This is a genomic window from Gammaproteobacteria bacterium (genome assembly GCA_032250735.1).
Lineage (GTDB): Bacteria > Pseudomonadota > Gammaproteobacteria > SZUA-152 > SZUA-152 > SZUA-152.
The window spans coordinates 67,235-82,643 of sequence record JAVVEP010000009.1; the positions used below are offsets into that span (position 1 = coordinate 67,235).

Consider the following 15,409-nt stretch of genomic DNA (forward strand, 5'->3'; position numbering starts at 1 on the left):
TGTCAGGCGCCTAATAGTCTCTTACTAAGAAAGCGCATGGAAAGGATACCCTTCAATCAAGACACGCTGAGAATACATCCGTGTACGCTCGACAGCAGCATCCTTGCTGCTGACGGTCTTGATTGAAGGGTATCCTTTCCATGTGACTCAATAAAATAATAAGCCGGTTTTATGAATCCATGCCGCAGAGCTTAATCCGCGGTTGAAACGGTGTCCTCTGCGGGGCCTGCCACCAGCAACACCGTGATGTTATCCGCACCACCATTATCCAGTGACTTCTGAATCAGCAGGTCAGTTTTCTGCTTTTCATTGAGTTCCAGACCCAGAATTTCGGCAATCTCCGCATCGGAAACCTCACCCGTCAGGCCATCACTGCATAACAGCAACTGTTGTCCCTGACACAGCCTTCCCTGCACGCGGCCGACCTGCATGGTCTGCAAATCCGACATGCCGATGGCCTGGGTGATGTAATTGCGCTGCGGATGCACCCGCGCCTCGGCCAGTGTGATGCTGCCATCATCCACCAGCGCCTGCACCAGGGAATGATCCTTGGTGATCTGGGTCAATGCGGTGCCGTCCCAGAGATAGGCGCGGCTGTCGCCCACCCAGACGATTTCAAAGTTTTCCTGATCCATTTTCAGGGCGAGTGCGGTAGAGCCCATGCCCGGCTTTCCTTCACCCCGATCCGCCGCCTTGCGTACGGCATGGTGCGCCTGTACCAGGGCATCCGCCATCGGCCGCCCCGCACGAATTTCGGCGCACACGCACTCCACCACGATGCGGCTGGCGATCTCCCCGCCCTCATGGCCACCCATACCATCGGCCAGCACACCAAAGTTATACTCAGTATCGATGCAATAGGCATCTTCATTGTGCTGCCTCACATTACCGACGTGAGTCAGATGACCGCAATTCCTGAATGCCATAAATCAATTCATCTCCACCAAAGCTATCGCAAAACGCATCGTAAAAGGTCAGGGCCGATCGAACAACCGATAGGCCTGACTGTCAATAAACACCTCCACTAACAGTGGATCAATCTTGCCGTGCGCGGCCTCATGCTTGAGGAGATCCAGCGCCTTGTCGACACTGAGGCTCCGTTTGTAGGGCCGATCCCCCGCCGTTAAGGCATCAAAAATATCGGCCACAGTCATCACCCTCGCCGGGATCGGAATCTCGTCCCCCTTCAGGCCCTGCGGATAACCGCTGCCATCCAGCTTTTCGTGATGGGCGTGGGCAATATCCGCCACCGCGGCCAGCGATCCCGTCCAGGGAATATGGCTCAGGAAGGAAAAGGTATGACTGACGTGTGACTGAATATCCAGCCGCTCATCGGGTGTCAGACTGCCGCGGGCCAGGGTCAACGCCTCAAACTCCGCCGTATTGAGCAAAGCCACAGCCTCGCCCTGTTCACCGGGAAATACGAAATCGGCGACCGCCTGTAGTTCGCCGTTGACCTGATCATCAATCACCGACGGTTCATTGGCGTGTCTGATGATCGCCATGAAACGTTGCAGGCGTCCCGCCTCCAGTTTCAATCGCGCCTCCACCGCGCCCCGGTGCCGCCTGAACTCGGCCGGCGACAGCTCACTGTGCTGATAAACCAGTTCGCGATAGGCCTGCCGCTCCAGACTCGCCCGCGCATAACGGAATCTTTCCTGCAAAACGTCCAGCTGCGAATGATACAGCTTTCGGGCCTTGATCAGCACATGTTCCCGCACCCCCACCTTGCCAAAGTCATGCAGCAGGGCCGCGTAGCGCAGTTCCCGGATTTGCTCCAGGCTAAAGCGGATATCACGCAGCGCCTGATGCTGGCTACCATCCACCGCCTGCGCCAGGCGCTGGGAATATTCCGCCACCCGAAACGAATGCCCCGCCGTGGCGGGATCGCGTTCCTCAATGGCGTGTACCGAGGCCGTTACAAAACCCTCGAACAGCTGTTCAATATCTTCGTAGAGGCCAAAATTCTTGAGCGCGACCGCGACTTGCGCGCCGATGCCGGTCAGGATCTGCAGGTCTTCCTGGTCAAATGAATGCGTCTGGCGATGGGTGTCGATCTGGATCAAACCGATGACCTCGGCCTCCACCAGCAAGGGCACGCACATCACGCTACGCAGCCCCAGCTGCGAGATAGACTCTTGCCCCTTAAAGCGCTGATCATCCATCACATCGGTGGAAAGAATACTGCGCCGCTGTCCGACCACCTCGTCAACGATGACCTCGGACAGCACCAGCACCGTGTTCTCCGCGCCGGGCGTGCGGGTCGAGGCGGCCGCCGGATGAAACCCGGCCACCCCCTCGCCACGCCTGTCGCGCAGCACCACAAAGGCCCGTTCTGCGGTGGGGAAGATGTCAAAAATCACCGCCATGATCCTGGCAAACAGGGCCTCCCGGCTGCTCTCCGTACCCAGCCCAATACTGACCTGCACCATGGCGCGCAGGCGTCGCAGCAGCTGGCTGTTGCTCTCGGTGGTATCGGTCTGCGCGATATGCAGCTGTTCCATCACCTCGGAGACATCCAGCACGGCGCTGATCTCCGGTGAGGTCATTTCGGGGGCGCGAAACAGCATCGAGACATCTGCCGCCCTCTCACCGTCTGCATTGGCGGGAGTGAGGGAGAAATCAAAAAACTCCTCATTGCGCCCGATCTCGGAGGGATAGTCGGAGGAATAACCTGAGGAACGCTCCGAGGAACCCGGCGCCTGCGCCACGGCAGCGGGACGAAAACGTAGATAGACCCCGCCGACCTGAATATTGCTGCCATCACGCAACACATAGGGGGTACCGGGGGTCAGCCGAAAGGCATTCAGAAACGTGCCATTGGTCGAGTGCGTATCTTCCAGATAAAACCGACCATTGCTCTGAAATATCCGCGCGTGGTACCGGCTGACCCGGCTATCCGACAGGCCGATGCTGTCTTCGGGCAGACTGAAATCCTCGTCATTGCGACCGATGAGGGTTTCCGCCGCCAGCGTGAAATACCGCTGTGCCGGGGCGCCACCGCGCACCTCCAGGTAGGCCGATGCCGGTCGTCGGGGTACCGCGTCGGTCATGTGTGTCATCATCTGTTGTCACCCTGTTGTCCTGTGGCCAGGCGCGAGGTCAGTTGACCTTGCGCGGCGTTACTTGTGCGGCGTTCATTGTCGAAGAATAATCGACCCACCGTCGAACGCGTAGCGACGGCCCGATCATCCACCTACGGCAACCCTGTAAACTGATGTTTTTCATAATATTAAATCGTTATACTCAATCCGGCCTGCCCGATACAGCCCGCGCCGTTGAATTCAGTGATTTTACTCAGAGCCTGTGAAAGAACCGTTGGCCGTAGCGAGGGCGTCGATTTTCGAGCGAAACAAGGCGCGCACCATGAAAACAAGGGAGTTTGGTGGACCAAATGACCGCCGTTTTCATGGTGCGCAACGCCGTTGCAGCCGAAAAGCGACGTCCGCAGTAGGTCGACGATTTTTTCACAGGCTCTCAGGCATATCAGCCCGATTCGCGTATACTAAAAACCCTCTCCTGGAGATGGATATTGGCACACTGACTACGTTTATTGTCGCGTCACACACAATTCGATAACACATCGCACAAAAGGCCATGCCGTGGATAACAACACTTTAAAGGTTCCGAAAAAACTCCGCCCGGTCACCCTCTGGGTTCATCCGGAGGGTCGCGTGATTGGCGCGATCTATCTGCGCACGCAAAGCCCGCACCATGCCGGCAGCGAACAGCCACTGGAGGCACTGAATCTGTGTCAGAGTTTTCTGGTCTTTAATCGTGACGAGGCACCCGAGTTGCGATTTTATAACATCAAATCGGTGACCCGCGTTGAATATGAGGCCACCGAGGAGGACCAGCAGGCTACCAAAACCAATCCCATGCGTTGCCACTTGCAGTTAATGGATGGCGCCTATATCGCCGGCACGATACGCGAATCACTGCCACCGAATCATGCCCGCCTGCTGGACTACCTGAATCGTGCGGATGAAACCTTCATCAAGATTCATATAGATGACGGACTGATCTACCTCGTCAATAAATCCTACATCAACCATGTCCAGGTCGATCAGCTCGGTGATGACGAGGGAGAGGGCTAGCTTGCGCCACGCCGTCTTCCCATCGCGCGTGAGCCAGACAGCGCAGACGCTTGCCGGGTGTCGGTCCGGCCACGGTTGCCGCGCATGAGCCTGTTATCGGGATTTCAGGCCGGTCGGGCAATCAACACCCTGCTCGCCGACGATGCCGGCGCCAGCGCGGAAGGCAAGCGCGCCCTGTACCGGCTCAAGCAGATCGGCGAGCCGGCCATTCCCCGGCTGATTGAGGCCCTCGGCAGTCCACAAAACACCGCCACCCTGGAGCAGTTGCTGATCGGCTTTGTGCGCAACAGCACCCTGCACGCCTTTGTCGTCGGCCTGAGCGCGGGCGACCAACGCATCGTGGATGGGGTAACCCGTATCCTCAAGCGCTCGAAGGAGTTCAACCCCAACGACCTACTCCCCTATTTCAGTCAGCCCATTGGCGAGGCCGAGGTCTCCAAGACGGCCCTGGGCGAGATACTCACCAGCCACGCCGAGCGCATCAACCCCACGACCCTGCTGGGCCTGCTGGATCACGTCGACAGCAAGGTGCGCCCCATGCTGTATCGATTGCTGGACACCATCGCCACCGAGGCCCTGGTGCCGGACCTCATCCAGCGCCTCGACAGCCCGCAGACCCTGGTGCGCACCCACCTGCTCAATCTGCTGGCCCGTTTCGATACCGCGGCCAGTCGCGAGGGACTGGTAAAGGGGCTCGGCGATAGCAATAAGTCCGTGCGTCAGGCGGCCCTCAATGGGCTGGCCACGCTGCAGGCGACGGAACATGTGGCGGACATCTGCCAGCTATTGAGCGACCCCGACCTCACGGTGCAGTCGGCCGCCATCGAGACCCTGGCCAAGATTCAGTCGCCGGACACGGTCAAACACCTGATCACGGTGCTGCAGGATGAATCGGAATACGTGCGCCGCGCCGCGGTGGAGGTACTCAACGAGGTCGGTGACCAGAATGCGGTGAAAGACCTGCTCAACGCGCTGCGTGACGTGGACTGGTGGGTGAAGGTGCGGGCCGCCGATGCCCTGGGGGCAATCGGCGGACCCAAGGTTTTCGATGCGGTGCTGGCCCTGATCAAGGACAAGGACGAATTTCTGCGCCGCACCGCGGTGGAGATTCTGAACACCGGCAAAGACCCGCGCGCCCTGGACCGCCTCATCGAGGCCCTGCGCGACGAAGACTGGTGGGTGCGAGAGCGGGCGGTGGACGCCCTCGCCGCCATTGGTGACGCCCGCGCCGTGCCGCACCTGATCACCATGCTGGAGGAAAATCCCGAGGCCGGCCAGGTGGTAATCCGCGCCCTCGCCACGCTGGGCGATCGGCAGGCGATCAATCCCCTGCTCCGCCAGCTCGACAAGGCCGACAACACGCTGCGCAAAGAGGCGCTGAAGGCGCTGGAGAGTCTCACCGATGACACCTCCGCACAGGCGGTGCAGGAGGCCGTGACCCAGCTCATCCATACCCGGGGCGACGAGGTCGGCAGCGCCGCCGACGAGACGGTGCGCAGTCTGATTCAGCGTTTTGGCGACCGCGCCAGCCCTGCCTCCCGTGGCGCGTCCGCCGTCGCGCCACCGGTCGCCCGCCCGTCGACGGAGGTGATGGATCTGCCCACCCAGGCCTTCGACAGCCGCGCGCCCCAGCCGGACAGCTCGGGGCAAACCCAGTCCATGCCGCTCGATGCCACCAGGGCGACCGACAGTGAAACCACGCCACTCACCCACTATCTTGACCCCTCGCGACTGGTGCCCAATACGATCCTGGCGGAACGCTATCACGTGATCCGCAAGATTGGCGAGGGCGCCTTTGGCGTCGTGTGGCTGGTGGAAGACGTGATGGTGGGTGATGAATTCATCCTCAAGTTCCTCAATCCCCAGTTTGCCGCCGACCAGAACATGATCGAGCGTTTCATGCACGAGCTGCGCTACGCCCGCAAGATCACCCACGAAAACATCATCCGCATCTACGACCTGGTCACCGTGGGCGATTCCTACGCGATTTCCATGGAATACTTTCCCAGCCACTCGCTGGCGGACGAGCTGCGGGAGCACAAAACACGGCACACCACCTTTGATCTGCCGCGCGGCATCCACGTGATTTCCTGCATCTGCCGCGGTATGGCCCAGGCCCAGGCCCAGGCGGTGGTGCACCGTGACCTGAAACCCGCCAACATCCTCATCGACGAGAACGACGAGCTGAAGATCGTGGATTTCGGTCTGGCCGCCGCCGCCCGCAAGGCGGATTCCCGGCTCACCAAGAGCGGCATACTGGTGGGCACCCCGACCTACATGGCGCCCGAACAGGTGCGGGGACGCACCATCGATTCGCGTACCGATATCTACACCCTGGGGATCATCATGTATGAAATGTTCGCCGGCCAGGCGCCGTACACCGGCGACGAGTCCATGGCGATCCTGTTTCAGCACGTGGAAGGCAAGGCCATCCCGCCCCGTGAGATCAATGCCGACATTCCGCCCGCGCTGGAACAGGTGATCATCAAGGCCATGGCCGTCGACCCCGAACAGCGTTTTCAAACCTTCGACGCGCTGCGCCTGCAACTGGAAACCATCTGCAAGGATGCATGCTAATGGCCAGAATTGACGCCTTTTTGAAGCTCGGCCGTGAACAGGGTTGCACCGATATCCACTTCGCAGTGGGCATGCCGCCGCTGCTGCGCAGCATGGGCGAGCTGCTGCCCATCAAGTATCGCGAACTCTCCGAACAGGAGCTGGCGAGTCTGATCGATGACATCATCGACCCGCAACAGAGGGCGCAGTTCGAGAACGGCAAGGACATCGATTTTGCCTACCAGAGCCATGAGGTCGGGCGCTTTCGGGTCAGCCTGTTTCGTAAAACCAGCGGCATCGGTGCGGCCTTTCGACTGGTCAACACCGACATCCCCAGTCTGGACGATCTGGGCATGCCGCCGGCGGTGGCCAAATTTATTGACACCCATCAGGGCCTGGTGCTGGTCACCGGCGCCACCGGCACCGGCAAGTCCACCACCCTCGCCTCGATGCTGGACCTGCTAAACCGCACCCGGCGCCTGAACATCATTACCCTGGAAGACCCCATCGAGCACATCCACCACAGCCAGAAATCGCTGGTGGTGCAACGGGAGATCGGCACCCATGTGAACAGCTTTGCCAACGGTCTGAGAGCGGCGCTGCGCGAGGACCCCGACGTGATCCTGGTCGGCGAGCTACGCGACCCCGAGACCATCCTGATGGCGATGACCGCCGCCGAGACCGGCCACCTGGTACTGGGGACCCTGCACACCACCTCCGCCACCAAAACCATTGACCGGATTATCGATGCCACACCGACCGCGCAAAAGGCCCAGGCGAGTAACTTTCTCGCCCAGCACCTGCGCGGCGTGATCAGCCAGAAACTGGTCAAGAGCCCCGACGGGCGCAGCCGCAAGGCCATCGTCGAGGTGTTTATCAATACCCCCGCGATCGCCAATCTCATCAATACCGGCAAGATCTTCCAGATCCCCTCGATCCTGCAGACCGGGCGCGACAAGGGCATGCAGACCATGGATCAGGCCCTGCTGGAGGCGGTGCAGAACAAGACCATCGATCCCGATGAGGCCTATCTGCACGCCACCGACAAACAGCAATTCCAGCGCTTCGTGACCAACCCCGAGCTGCTGCCCCAGGTCAACCTGGCGATCAGCTGAGCATGAGCCGCGTCGACGCCTTTCTGGAGCTGCTGGTCAAACAGTCCGGCTCCGACCTGCACCTGGTTTCAGGCAATCCCCCGCGGATACGCCTGTACGGCGAGATCCACCCCATCAAATACCGCGAACTGACCGAGAGCGAAACCGAAGACCTGCTGTTCGAGATCATGCCGCAACGGGTCAAAACGGTGTTGGCCGAAAAGGGCGGGGCCGATTTTTCCTACCAGCTGCCCGATGTGGCCCGTTTTCGCGTCAATGTGTTTCGCCACCTCGGCGGCATTGGCGCGGTGTTCCGGGCCATCCCCAACCAGATCACGCCCCTGGAGGAGCTGCGCATGCCGGCGGTGCTGAAGACCCTGGCCCGCCAGCGCAAGGGGCTGATTCTGGTGGCCGGCCCCACCGGCTCGGGCAAATCCACCACCCTCGCGGCGATCATCGACTTCATCAATCGGGAGCGCAAAGGCCACATCATCACCATCGAAGACCCGGTGGAACACCTGCACAGCAACAAGACCTGCCTGATGAGCCAGCGGGAGCTGGGCGATCACACCGAGGGCTTCGCCCAGGCGCTGCGTTCCGCCCTGCGCGAGGACCCCGACGTGATCCTGGTGGGAGAAATGCGCGACCTGGAGACCATCAGCCTGGCCGTGACCGCCGCCGAGATGGGTATCCTGATCCTCGCGACCCTGCACACCAATGGCGCCGCCGCCGCCATCGACCGGATCATCAACGTCTTCCCGCCGGGCGAAGAACCCTATATCCGCACCATGCTGTCCACCTCGCTGTGCGGGGTGATCTCCCAGCAACTGGTAAAAACGGCCGATAATCGTGGCAGACTTGCAGCGGTAGAGACTCTGATTAATAATTCCGCTGCGTCGAACATGATCCGCGAGGGGAAAACCGAGCAGCTGGAGAACGTGATTCAGGCCGGGGCGCTACAGGGGATGCAGACGATCGACACCGCGCTACGCCGCCTGCTCGATGAAAAATTGATTACCGGCGAAGAGGCCTACCGAAAGGCCCGCCAGAAATCAAACTTTGAACAATATAGGGAACACGATGAATCACTCAAGCCGATCACCCGCCAATGACAGACGGACCCATGCACCGGTCTCCCTCCACAGCGGGCGGGATGCGGCCTCTCCCGGCGTGTCGCCGGAAGCGGGACAGGTCGGTGACGTCGCCGCCCGCGCCCCTGAGGCGCGGCGTCGACTGATCCTCACCCTGGAAGGCAAGATCATCCGCGAAATTCCCGTTACCGGCCGTCCCATCAGCATCGGGCGCAAACATGACAACGACATTCAGCTGAATGACCTGACCCTGAGCGGACGGCATGCGCAGATCTCCAGCGTGCCCGATTATGTCTTTATCGAAGACCTGGGCAGCACCAACGGCACCCTGGTCAACGGCAATCACGTGAAGAAGGTGGCGCTGGAACACGGCGACATTGTCCAGATCGGCCACCACCAGTTGACCTATATGCAGGAGTCGGAGAACAGCTACGAACCCACCATGTTCATCAAGGCCGAATTCGACGAGACGCAGTTCATCTATGCCGACGACATCGCCACCCACGTGGTCAAGGGACTGCCACTGGGCGGATTCCGGACCGTGGGTGGCCCCGGCACAAAGTGTGTGATGGAGCTGCGTAAAACCTACAACACGATCGGCTTTCAGGGTAAGCGCGTGGCACTGATCACCCGTGGCACCGGCGGCTATTACATCACCTCCGTTGCCGGCACCCGCAGTCGTAGAACCTCCGACATACCCCTGCTGAACAATGCCGTTATCAACACCGAACTGACGCTGCTAAAGGAAAACGACATTATCAACATCGCCGGCTTTGAGGTGCAGTTTTATTTTTTAAACTAGCTGCCCGAGTTAAACGCCGAGTCCAGTCTGTGAGCCCAGAGTTGCAACCAGAACCAGCCTCAAACCCGACTCACCGAAATTCAACCATGCCACATAAGAAAGTGTGGCGAGCTGAACCTCGCAAGGATTTGCACGCATGAACAGTAAACTCATCCTGACCCTGGATGGCGAAATCATCAATGAATATGCGCTCGATCGCGCACATCTCAGCATTGGCCGGAAACACGGTAATGACATCCAGCTCAATGACCTGACCGTCAGTGGCCGTCATGCCATGATCAGTTCATCACTGCCGGAGCAGGTGTTTGCCGAAGACCTGGGCAGCACCAACGGCACCCTGGTCAATGGCAATCACATCAAAAAGACCTCGCTGCAACACGGCGACATCATTCAGGTGGGACACCACCAGTTCACGTTTCTGAATGAGGGCGAGGCCCGCTATGAGCCCACCATGTTTATCAAGGCCGAGTTGGATGATACGCAGATGGTATTGCCCGACTGGGAGTCCCGCGCCGAGACCATCAAGGGTCAGCCGCTGGCGGGTCTACGAACCTTGAACGGTCCCCTTGCCCGTACCGTGATGGAACTGCGTAAACCGTTCAGTACCCTCGGCTTCCAGGGCCACAAACTGGCGCTGATCAGCCGGGGCTTAAACAGCTATTCCATCAGCCCGGTGCATGCCTCCAAGCATCGCCGCGGCACAGACACCCCCTTACTCAACGGCGAACCTCTTGGTGCATTGCCCGTCGAGCTCAAGCCCGACGACACCATCAGCATCGCCGGCTTTGAAGTGGCGTTTTATTACATCCATTAGTGGTTAGGTGACACCGGAGCCATGGAATTGGCACGGAGCAGCAGGGTCTCGTGCCGACCTGGCTGGGATTCAGACCAGGGTCTGTCGGCGCGGACGCAAGAAAGTCACACGCCCCATCTATTTTGCGTACGGATTGGCACCCGCCGGCAGGGTCTGTTGCGCGGAGGATTTCTGCATTGCCGGCACCTTGTTCGCCGTCACAATTTCTATCGAGCGCAGCGACTCCAGCTCCGCGATACTGGCCTCGAGCGACACCGCCTCGGTAATACCTTGTTGCAGGAATTCGGATAACTGCGGATACAGCGCCACCGCCTCATCAACACGCGCATCGCTGCCCGGTCGGTAGGCGCCAACGCTAATGAGATCCCGGTGCTGACGGTAGGTTGAATACCACTGCTTGAACTGACGCGTGGCATCCTGGTGTTCCGGCGTGGTGATCTCCGTCATGGCGCGACTGATGGAGGCCTCGACATCAATCGCAGGATAGTGGCCGGAATCCGCCAGCTCACGTGACAACACGATATGCCCATCGAGAATCGCACGCGCCGCATCCGCAATCGGGTCCTGCTGATCATCCCCCTCCGTCAACACGGTATAGAATGCCGTGATCGAACCACCGCCCGTATCACCGTTACCGGCCCGCTCCACCAGCTGCGGAATTTTCGCAAACACAGAAGGTGGATAACCTTTAGTAGCCGGTGGCTCGCCAATCGCCAGTGCCACCTCACGCTGTGCCTGGGCATAGCGCGTCAGGGAGTCCATCAACAAAAGTACATTGAGTCCCTGGTCCCGGAAATATTCCGCGATACGTGTCGCCAGGGTGGCGCCATGCAGGCGTAAAACCGGGGCGTCATCCGCCGGTGATGCCACCACCACGGCGCGCGACATGCCTTCCTCGCCCAGAATGTTTTCAATGAATTCCTTGACTTCGCGACCGCGTTCACCGATCAGCCCAACCACGATCACATCCGCCGTGGTGTATTTTGTCATCATGCCAAGCAGCACGCTTTTACCCACACCACTACCCGCAAACAGACCCATGCGTTGACCGCGCCCCACACTCAACAGGGCATTGATCGCACGGATACCTACATCCAGTTTCTCGCGAATCGGCTGCCGCGCCAGCGGATTGATGGCACGCCCCGCCAACGGCACACGGTCACTGGTGCTGATGGCCCCCTTCCCGTCCAGAGGATTGCCCGCGCCGTCCAGCACGCGCCCCAATAGTTCAGGGCCGACGGCGACATCATATACTTCCTTGCTGGGCACAACGCGGGCGTTTGGCAGAATGCCGTGCATGCGCCCGACGGGCATTAAATAGAGTTTTTCACCGGAAAACCCGACCACCTCTGCCTCGATGTCCGTACCGTCAGGCCCCTCCACCAGGCAGCGCGAACCCACAGGGGCATGGCAACCAACGGCCTCCAGGGTGAGGCCGACCATCCGCGTCAGATGGCCTTCGACGATCAGCTTTGGACGATCAACCAGCCGCTCCACCGCGGCAAGACGTTTGGCCCACAGCCCACTGCGGTTGACCGCACTGAGCGTGTCATCACTGTCATGGATGGAGTCGCCCATCGCTCGGTTATTCGTCGTCCGCCGGCGCGGCAGGTGTCGCATCGCGGCCCCGCGCGTCGGCCAGCAACGGCGCGACCACCGCAGTCAGTCGCTTTTCCAGCGTCGCCTCAATCTGCGACACCCTGGTGAGAATTCTGCAATCACCACGCATCAGGCTGGGGTCTTCCACCAACGACCAGTTTTGGTCGGCGCCTGACTGCGCGATCGACTCACGCATCAGCAGCACATCATCCGGGTGCAGACAGACTTTGACATCCTGTGAACCGATGGGGAGCACCGCCAGGGCCTCGCGAACCACACCGACGACCTGGCCTGGGTCCGCCTTGAGCTCACGCCGCACCAACTGTCTGGCAATAGACAGCGCAAGGCTTACCAGCTGCTGTTCAACCGCTTCATCCAGCCGATCAAGCGGATGACTGAGTGAATCGAGCATCGTGGTTAATAATTTTTCCTTGGTGGCGATTTCCGCCTTGCCGGATGCCATGCCTTCCTGCCGGCCCTTCTGAAAACCGGCATCGTATGCTTCCTTGTAGGCCTGCTTCTGAATACGTTCGATCTGCTCTGCCGTCATCAGGCCCGGCGCCTTGCCATGACGGGCATCCTTTACGGCGGCGGAGACATCTTCAACGATCGGCAGATCCCAGCATTCAAAGCCGTGCGCAGCATCGCGGGGTATTACCCTGGAGGTCATTACACGTACTCCTCGCCACCCGAACCACCGAGCGCAATATCACCGGCATCCGCCAGACGGCGGGCAACGGAAAGTATTTCTTTCTGTGCGCCCTCCACTTCACTCAGGCGCACCGGGCCCTTCGCCTCAAGGTCGTCACGCAGCATTTCGGCCGCGCGTTTTGACATGTTGCGGAAAATCTTCTCCTTCAGTTCATCATCCGTTCCCTTGAGGGCAAGCACCAGCGACTCGGATGAGATCTCCCGCAGAATGGTCTGGATATCACGGTCATCGACGGCATTGAGGTTGTCAAACACAAACATCAGGTCCTGAATATTCTGACCCAGGTCGGCATCGATCTCCTTCACGCTGTCCATCAGTTCACCTTCCAGCGCACTATCGATGAAGTTGAGAATATTTGCCGCTGCCTTGATGCCGCCAACGCTGGACGATTTGACATTGTTCTTGCCGGTAAACTGTTTCTCCATAATGTCATTCAGCTCATTCAGCGCAGCTGGCTGGATGCCATCCAGCGTGGCGATACGCATCAGCACGTCAACGCGAATCTTTTCGGGAAACAGCGACAGCACTTCGGCGGACTGGTCGGGCTCAAGATAGGACAGCACAATGGCAATGATCTGCGGATGCTCCAGACGAATAATCTCGGCAACCGCCCGCGAGTCCATCCACTTGAGGGTTTCCAGACCTTTGGTATTTCCACCCTGTAAAATCCGATCGATGATATTATCCGCCTTGTCATCGCCCAACGCCTTTCTCAGCACCGTGCGCACATATTCGTCCGTGCCCAGGCCCAGACCGGTCTCTTCCAGGACCGTGGTGCAGAATTCGTTCAGCACCGACGTCACCTGGCCGCGGGTTACATTCTTTAGCTGCGCCATCGCTGCACCCAGGGTTTGCACCTCCTTGGGGTCCATGTGTTTCAACACTTCCGAGGCCGACGCCTCACCGAGACTCATTAACAGTATCGCGGCACGATCAACACCACGTACCTCATTATTTTTTTGATCAGCCATCCGATGCCACCCAGTTTTTAACAACCTGCGCCACTAGTTTTGGATCCTGCTCAACGGCCGCGTTTGCCGTTAGCAGATTTTGCTCATAACTGCCCGGCGCCTTGATGGCGAGGTTTTCGGGTTTCGCACCCAGCGTCAGCGTATCGTCAGACATCGCCCGTTCATTATTACCAAATGCAGCGACCGGCATCATCTTGGACTGGGTGGCCAGCTGCCTCAGGATAGGCTTGAGCACACCGAACAATAACAACATCACCAACAATGCACCCAGGGATTTCTTGGCAACATCCTGCGCCCAGCCCTGCTCCCAGAGAGGCACTTCCGGTAGCTCTTCCGGCGTAACAGGCATGGTGAAGGATGAATTCATGATGTTCAGGGTATCACCACGCTGGGCATTAAAGCCGACCGCCTCCTTGACCAGATTGCTCAGTCGATCCAGCTCTTCCGGCGTGCGCTGTGTCCGGGTCAACGAACCATCGGCCGCCGTTATCAGGGAATCATCCACCACCACGGCGACTGAGAGGCGGCGGAGACGCCCCATGGAAAAACGGGTATGGCTGATCGTCTTGTCCAGTTCGTAGTTTTTGATTTCCTTGCGATGCGAGTTGCTGGAACCATTTGCGCCGCCGTTAACGCCACCCTCGACACCCCCATTGACAAGCTCTGGTGCGGTCGCCGCGCCCGGAGGCTGGTTGGACAAGGCACCAGGAATCCCGCCATTCATGCTGCCACCCGATGACTGCTCGACCAGGGTCTGATTACTCCGCAGGGCCGGGGTATCCGGGTTAAAGCTCTCCTGGGTCTGCTCACTCATGGTGAAATCGATATCCGCGGTCACCTGTGCGCGAACGGACTCCGAACCCAGAATCGGTGTGAGCAGGCGCTCGATGCGATCGATATAACTGTTTTCCAGCCGGCTGGCATACTCAAACTGTGCGCCGGTCTTTGCCATCTTCTGGGTCGATTCACCACGCGACAGCAGGTTGCCTCGTTGGTCCACGATAGTGACGTTCGAGATATTCATATCCGCAACACTGGATGAGACCATGTGCATAATCGATGACACCTGCCCTTCATCCAGGTTTCTTCCCGGAAACAGGTTGACCACCACGGAGGCACTCGCATTCTTTCGATTGCGCACAAACACTGACTGCTGTGGCACCGCCAGATGCACTCTGGCATTTTTGACATTGCTCAGGCTGGAGATGGTCCGCGCCAGTTCAATCTCCAGCGCGCGCTGGTAACGCGCCTTTTCCATAAATTGCGAAACGCCAAAATTATTTTTTTCGTCCAGCGCGTCAAAACCGGCACTCACGCCTTTTGGCAGTCCCATCGACGCCAGCTTGATTCGTGCATCATGAATACTGCTGGTGGGCACCAGAATCGCCCCTGTCGCCTGATCCAGTTTTGCCTCAAACCCGTTCTGCTGAAGTGCATCCAGCACCGTGCTGACATCCTGCTCTTCAAGCGCGCCGTACAGCACGCCAAAACTGGGCGCCCATGACCAGAGCACAATCGTAACGCCCAGGGCGACGCTGGCGGCAAGGCCCAGCATGATCCCGATCTGTCGGAAGGCATGCAGGCCACTCAAACCAGTGAACCCCGCGGATACTTCTTCGGCTTTTACCAGTGCCATAATTGACCTTTACCCATCATTAATGATTACGAATTTG

12 protein-coding genes are annotated in these 15,409 nt (G+C 59.2%); 6 read left to right on the forward strand and 6 right to left on the reverse strand.

Annotated features, from left to right (window positions below):
- Window positions 1–191 precede the first annotated feature (191 nt).
- Together RRB22_07330 and RRB22_07335 are read right to left on the reverse strand one after the other, a co-directional pair.
- A complete protein-coding gene (locus RRB22_07330; protein MDT8384209.1) occupies window positions 192–926 on the reverse strand; it encodes a protein phosphatase 2C domain-containing protein in 735 nt (244 codons plus the stop codon).
- Between the two features lie 48 nt (window positions 927–974).
- The gene (locus tag RRB22_07335) at window positions 975–3,065 is read right to left on the reverse strand and encodes an HD domain-containing phosphohydrolase (protein ID MDT8384210.1); all 2,091 of its coding nucleotides are present in this window, start codon (window positions 3,063–3,065) and stop codon (window positions 975–977) included.
- A 609-nt stretch (window positions 3,066–3,674) separates the two neighbouring features.
- Between RRB22_07335 and RRB22_07340 the strand changes: the two genes are divergently transcribed.
- The 6 genes from RRB22_07340 to RRB22_07365 all read left to right on the forward strand — a co-directional run bounded on the left by RRB22_07340 (window position 3,675) and on the right by RRB22_07365 (window position 10,454).
- Window positions 3,675–4,097, forward strand: a complete 423-nt coding sequence (locus tag RRB22_07340; protein MDT8384211.1) for a hypothetical protein — start codon at window positions 3,675–3,677, stop codon at window positions 4,095–4,097.
- A gap of 84 nt (window positions 4,098–4,181) precedes the next feature.
- Window positions 4,182–6,674, forward strand: coding sequence for a HEAT repeat domain-containing protein (locus tag RRB22_07345; GenBank protein MDT8384212.1), 2,493 nt, complete (start codon window positions 4,182–4,184; stop codon window positions 6,672–6,674).
- Window positions 6,674–7,768: a PilT/PilU family type 4a pilus ATPase gene (locus tag RRB22_07350; protein MDT8384213.1), complete on the forward strand. Its 1,095-nt coding sequence runs from the start codon at window positions 6,674–6,676 to the stop codon at window positions 7,766–7,768. Before RRB22_07345 ends, RRB22_07350 begins: the two co-directional genes overlap by 1 nt.
- Before the next feature lie 2 nt (window positions 7,769–7,770).
- Window positions 7,771–8,859, forward strand: coding sequence for a type IV pilus twitching motility protein PilT (locus RRB22_07355; GenBank protein ID MDT8384214.1), 1,089 nt, complete (start codon window positions 7,771–7,773; stop codon window positions 8,857–8,859).
- Complete coding sequence (locus RRB22_07360; protein ID MDT8384215.1) at window positions 8,828–9,640, forward strand: FHA domain-containing protein; 813 nt, start codon at window positions 8,828–8,830, stop codon at window positions 9,638–9,640. Before RRB22_07355 ends, RRB22_07360 begins: the two co-directional genes overlap by 32 nt.
- A gap of 136 nt (window positions 9,641–9,776) precedes the next feature.
- Complete coding sequence (locus RRB22_07365; protein MDT8384216.1) at window positions 9,777–10,454, forward strand: FHA domain-containing protein; 678 nt, start codon at window positions 9,777–9,779, stop codon at window positions 10,452–10,454.
- A 117-nt stretch (window positions 10,455–10,571) separates the two neighbouring features.
- Here the strand turns inward: RRB22_07365 and fliI are convergent, their stop codons facing one another.
- Genes fliI through fliF form a run of 4 tightly spaced genes read right to left on the reverse strand, consistent with a single transcriptional unit; the run spans window position 10,572 to window position 15,372 of the window.
- Complete coding sequence (gene fliI, locus RRB22_07370; protein MDT8384217.1) at window positions 10,572–12,032, reverse strand: flagellar protein export ATPase FliI; 1,461 nt, start codon at window positions 12,030–12,032, stop codon at window positions 10,572–10,574.
- A 7-nt stretch (window positions 12,033–12,039) separates the two neighbouring features.
- Entirely contained in the window at window positions 12,040–12,723 is a 684-nt protein-coding gene (locus RRB22_07375; protein MDT8384218.1) for a flagellar assembly protein FliH, read from the reverse strand.
- Complete coding sequence (gene fliG / locus RRB22_07380; protein MDT8384219.1) at window positions 12,723–13,736, reverse strand: flagellar motor switch protein FliG; 1,014 nt, start codon at window positions 13,734–13,736, stop codon at window positions 12,723–12,725. The genes RRB22_07375 and fliG overlap by 1 nt, the downstream gene beginning before the upstream one ends.
- Window positions 13,729–15,372, reverse strand: coding sequence for a flagellar basal-body MS-ring/collar protein FliF (fliF, locus tag RRB22_07385; GenBank protein ID MDT8384220.1), 1,644 nt, complete (start codon window positions 15,370–15,372; stop codon window positions 13,729–13,731). Before fliF ends, fliG begins: the two co-directional genes overlap by 8 nt.
- Window positions 15,373–15,409: the final 37 nt, after the last annotated feature.

Excerpts from the sequence above, each read along its gene's own strand:
- fliI (MDT8384217.1), bottom strand. The coding sequence starts at position 12,032 with ATGGGCGACTCCATCCATGACAGTGATGACACGCTCAGTGCGGTCAAC.
- RRB22_07335 (MDT8384210.1), bottom strand. The coding sequence starts at position 3,065 with ATGATGACACACATGACCGACGCGGTACCCCGACGACCGGCATCGGCC.
- RRB22_07330 (MDT8384209.1), bottom strand. The coding sequence starts at position 926 with ATGGCATTCAGGAATTGCGGTCATCTGACTCACGTCGGTAATGTGAGG.
- fliG (MDT8384219.1), bottom strand. The coding sequence starts at position 13,736 with ATGGCTGATCAAAAAAATAATGAGGTACGTGGTGTTGATCGTGCCGCG.
- RRB22_07360 (MDT8384215.1), top strand. The coding sequence starts at position 8,828 with ATGAATCACTCAAGCCGATCACCCGCCAATGACAGACGGACCCATGCA.
- fliF (MDT8384220.1), bottom strand. The coding sequence starts at position 15,372 with ATGGCACTGGTAAAAGCCGAAGAAGTATCCGCGGGGTTCACTGGTTTG.
- RRB22_07350 (MDT8384213.1), top strand. The coding sequence starts at position 6,674 with ATGGCCAGAATTGACGCCTTTTTGAAGCTCGGCCGTGAACAGGGTTGC.
- RRB22_07365 (MDT8384216.1), top strand. The coding sequence starts at position 9,777 with ATGAACAGTAAACTCATCCTGACCCTGGATGGCGAAATCATCAATGAA.
- RRB22_07345 (MDT8384212.1), top strand. The coding sequence starts at position 4,182 with ATGAGCCTGTTATCGGGATTTCAGGCCGGTCGGGCAATCAACACCCTG.
- RRB22_07355 (MDT8384214.1), top strand. The coding sequence starts at position 7,771 with ATGAGCCGCGTCGACGCCTTTCTGGAGCTGCTGGTCAAACAGTCCGGC.
- RRB22_07375 (MDT8384218.1), bottom strand. The coding sequence starts at position 12,723 with ATGACCTCCAGGGTAATACCCCGCGATGCTGCGCACGGCTTTGAATGC.